Origin of the sequence: Cryobacterium melibiosiphilum, from assembly GCF_003602235.1 — a bacterium.
In the GTDB taxonomy this organism is placed as follows: Bacteria; Actinomycetota; Actinomycetes; order Actinomycetales; family Microbacteriaceae; genus Cryobacterium; species Cryobacterium melibiosiphilum.
Genome location: NZ_QZVS01000015.1, coordinates 1 through 3,368 on the forward strand (window position 1 = coordinate 1; position 3,368 = coordinate 3,368).

The following is a 3,368-nucleotide window of genomic DNA, read 5'->3' on the forward strand; positions in this document are numbered from 1 at the left end:
TGTTGTCCGTCGCGTTATTTGACGGTGGCGGCGTCATCGTCGGTGACGATGTCCGGGTCTGGAAAAGCCCCGCCGGATGATTCCGGCGGGGCTTTCATCGTTAGGGTGACGTGGTCGTCGTCACTCGTGACGCGGGTTTACTCGCTGTTCTCGGTGATCGCCGATTGCGCCGCGGCCAGGTCGACGATTGCCTTGTCGGCAGCGTAGGTCGCGATCAACGCAGCTACGGCGAGGTTGTTCACCGCGCGTGGATAGCCTCGGGACGCGAGGTGGATGGCATGGATGGCGTCGTCGGAGAAGAGCGGGTCGGATCGGCCGGCGAACGTGAGGTGCTGTCGGATGTAATCGGTCGTGTCGCCGGCGCCCATCCCGGTGATCGTGTAGCGCGTGGAAATGCGTTGATCCAGCGCCGAGAGCACCGCGAGTTTGAGGCGGCGCCGCAGCGTCGGCTGGCCGATGAGGAGCATCGCAAAGTGCGAGCCGGTGTCCATATCGGCATTGGTCAAGAGGCGCAGCGATTCGAGATCGGTGTTGGTGAGCAGGTGCGCTTCGTCGATGACTACGACGGGCAGGCGGGCGCGTTCGTCGAGTTCCCCCGCGAGGAGCGTCGCTGTTTGCGAGGCGAGCACGCCGGAGAAAAACGCCGGAGTTCCGCCGAGCGCGGTGACGATGCGGGTGTGGATTCCGCGCATCGTGATCGTCGGGTCGGGAACGTAGATGATCTGATGCCGAGAGGGTTCGAGCTGGGCGAGGGCAGCGCGGACGGCGACGGTTTTCCCGGCGCCGACCTCCCCGCTGATGACGCCGAGCTGGCGTTGGCTGATGCACCAATCAATCCGGGCGATCGCTTCCCGATGAGAGGGGTGTGGGTGCAGCGCTTGCGGTGGGATATCGCGGGAGAAGGGCATGCGGGTGAAGCCGTAATGCGCTTGCAGGGTGTCAATACTCATCGAACGGCCTCCTGGGCAGTCGGCACGAAGACGACCGCGGGACGCTTCGCGGTGGACGCTTTAGCGAAGCTGATCGGCTCCCCAGCCATGGTTCCCTTATGCCGATCCTCGACCAGGCGGAGGTAATCGATGCCGGACACCGCGTTTTTCGCGCCCGTCTCGGCTTCGTCGGCCGCGGCTGTCGCGGCTTTCTTGTGGACGTGGCGGCGGATTTCGCTGAGCACGGCGACGCCGGCCGGGACGCCGTTGCCTGCCGAAACGGTGATCAGCCCGGCGAGGTCGAAGGGGTCATAGACCAGCTCGACCCGTTTGCCCACGAGGAGCTGATCGACTTGATAGGTGTTCGATTGCAGCGACACCGTCGCGGACTTCGTCACCGTGCGGATCGCCGACCACCGGAATGCCTCTGCGATCTCCTCCCGGGACTTCCGGACCGGTTTCTGGCCGACCCAGCTGGCATCCCAGCGTTGCAACGGGCTCTGCCCGGTCGTGGAGTGCACGGCCTGGTGATAAACCATCTCCACCCACGACGTGAACAACGCATTCATCTCATCCAACGACGTCACCATGCTGCCCACCCCTGCATCGACCTCGCCGGTCTTGGAATCGATGGTGGTGATCTCGTTGAGGAACTGCGAGGTGACGGTGTTGAAGAACCGCTCGATCTTGCCGCGGCCCTGCGGCCGGTAGGGCGCCGAGTGCGTCAGCCGGATTCCGAGTTTCGCGCAGGTCCGAGAGAGCGACTCGTCAACAAAAGCGCTGCCGTTATCCACATATATGGTGCCCGGGACTCCGCGCGCTTCGAGTGCCGGCCGGAGTGCGGCGGTCAGGCGGACGGAGTCTTCGGCGTAGGCCCAGCGGCCGGCCGTCACCACACGGGTGTGGTCGTCCAGGAACGCGAACAAATACGCTTTGCGGCCATTGATCTTGGGTCCGTGGAGCGCGTCACCGACCCACATTTCGTTGGGGTAGTCCGCTTCGAACCGGCCGAAAACATCACGCACCCCGGTCGGGAGTTCCAGGGTGCGGAAGTGCCGCAGCAACGTCGATTCCGACGGGGCGTCACCGAGGGTGTCCATCATGATGCGGCGCACTTGCGCTGAGGTGCGGGCGGGGCGTTCGCGTTTCAGTGTCGCGGCCAACGCGAGGATCTGCGCCGGCGTCACGGCGCCCTGGGCACGGCTGCGGGGTTTCAGCGCGTCGAACCCGCCGCGGCGCCACGCCCGAATCCACCGGTCGATGGTGTCTTTGGAGACCGTCACCGTGCCGCCGAACGGCCCCGGATGAACCATCGCCGCGAGGTCTCGGACCATCGGACCGCGCTGACGCGTGGTGACGGCGGCATCAGCCGCAGCGCGGATGAGCTGGTAGCGGAAGAGGGCGATTTTCTCCGTCCGGTCCCGGCGCACTGCCGATGCCGACGGCGACCCCGCCGGCACCAGGAGCGAGATGGCGGGGCTCACCGGAGAAGCTCGGGGAGCCGCTGGCGCCGTGGTCGGCGGGAGGGTCGGCGGGGTTGCGGGCATAACAGGGTCCTCTCAAACGGTGAAGACGCCGATCACAGAAATATGGCAGGCGTTGTTGCCACCTTTCCGCCCGCCAGAGCTTGGCGTAAGGGCGGGTTGGTGTTGGGAGCGCCAGCCCACCAGCTCGCGCAAAAAAGCCGCCCATTCGTCGCGGCGATGCCAGCGTCAATCCACGTCACCGTGACGGTCGCGGCAAATCGACGAGCTAACCCTTCGGCGTATGCCATCAACACCGACAACGCCTCGCCACTGATACCGCCGCCCGGTTTGGGCCAGAGCACCACAGCGTCTAGAGCATCGCGCACGAGCAACCCCGTGAACCGTTCGCCGATCAGCACGGCGGACGTCGCGAAGGCGCGCAGCCAGCCCCTGACCGTAGAGACCGGTCTGCCGCAGCGCGCGGCGATCGTCCGATGGCCCTGCCCCAGCACGGTCTTCGCCTCGATCGCCGCCGCGATGACCTCGGCCGTGTCGGCCCGGCGCGCGGCCAGCCGCACCTCGAGCAGCACATGCGTGACCTGGCAGATCGTGCACCGCGACCGGCGCGGGCGAAGGCTGCGACCGACCCACTTCGTGTCGAGGCCCTCCCGAACGACGCGGGGCCTCGCCCAGCCCCATGGACGCAATCGACCGTCACAATCGGGGCACGCCACGCGCCCGACCAGCAGGTTCAACTCGACAACAGCAGGATCATGACTTACCGTGAGCATCAGCGCGGCCTTACGCGTTAGAACGGCCCGGCGTGATCCTCAAAGATTGCACGCCGGGCCATTTGTCTATCCGGACGTCGTCAGCCTGACGCCGCCGACGAACAGATACCAAATCCTGACGCGCTAAACCCCATTGTCACCGGGGAAGACGCCCACATCGTCACCCCGGGAGACGTTCAACA

Annotated in this window: 3 protein-coding genes; all 3 read right to left on the minus strand. The window is 65.9% G+C overall.

Translation table 11 applies throughout. The annotated features are described in order from the left end of the window. Nucleotides 1–137 precede the first annotated feature (137 nt). From D6T64_RS00140 to D6T64_RS00150, 3 genes are read right to left on the minus strand one after another with little or no spacing between them, the layout of a single operon-like run. Nucleotides 138–950, minus strand: a complete 813-nt coding sequence (locus D6T64_RS00140; RefSeq protein WP_035880690.1) for an ExeA family protein — start codon at nt 948–950, stop codon at nt 138–140. Continuing rightward, nucleotides 947–2,476, minus strand: coding sequence for a DDE-type integrase/transposase/recombinase (locus tag D6T64_RS00145; RefSeq protein ID WP_199719000.1), 1,530 nt, complete (start codon nt 2,474–2,476; stop codon nt 947–949). The genes D6T64_RS00140 and D6T64_RS00145 overlap by 4 nt, the downstream gene beginning before the upstream one ends. Before the next feature lie 32 nt (nt 2,477–2,508). Then, nucleotides 2,509–3,186, minus strand: coding sequence for a hypothetical protein (locus tag D6T64_RS00150; RefSeq protein WP_147364378.1), 678 nt, complete (start codon nt 3,184–3,186; stop codon nt 2,509–2,511). Nucleotides 3,187–3,368 lie beyond the last annotated feature (182 nt).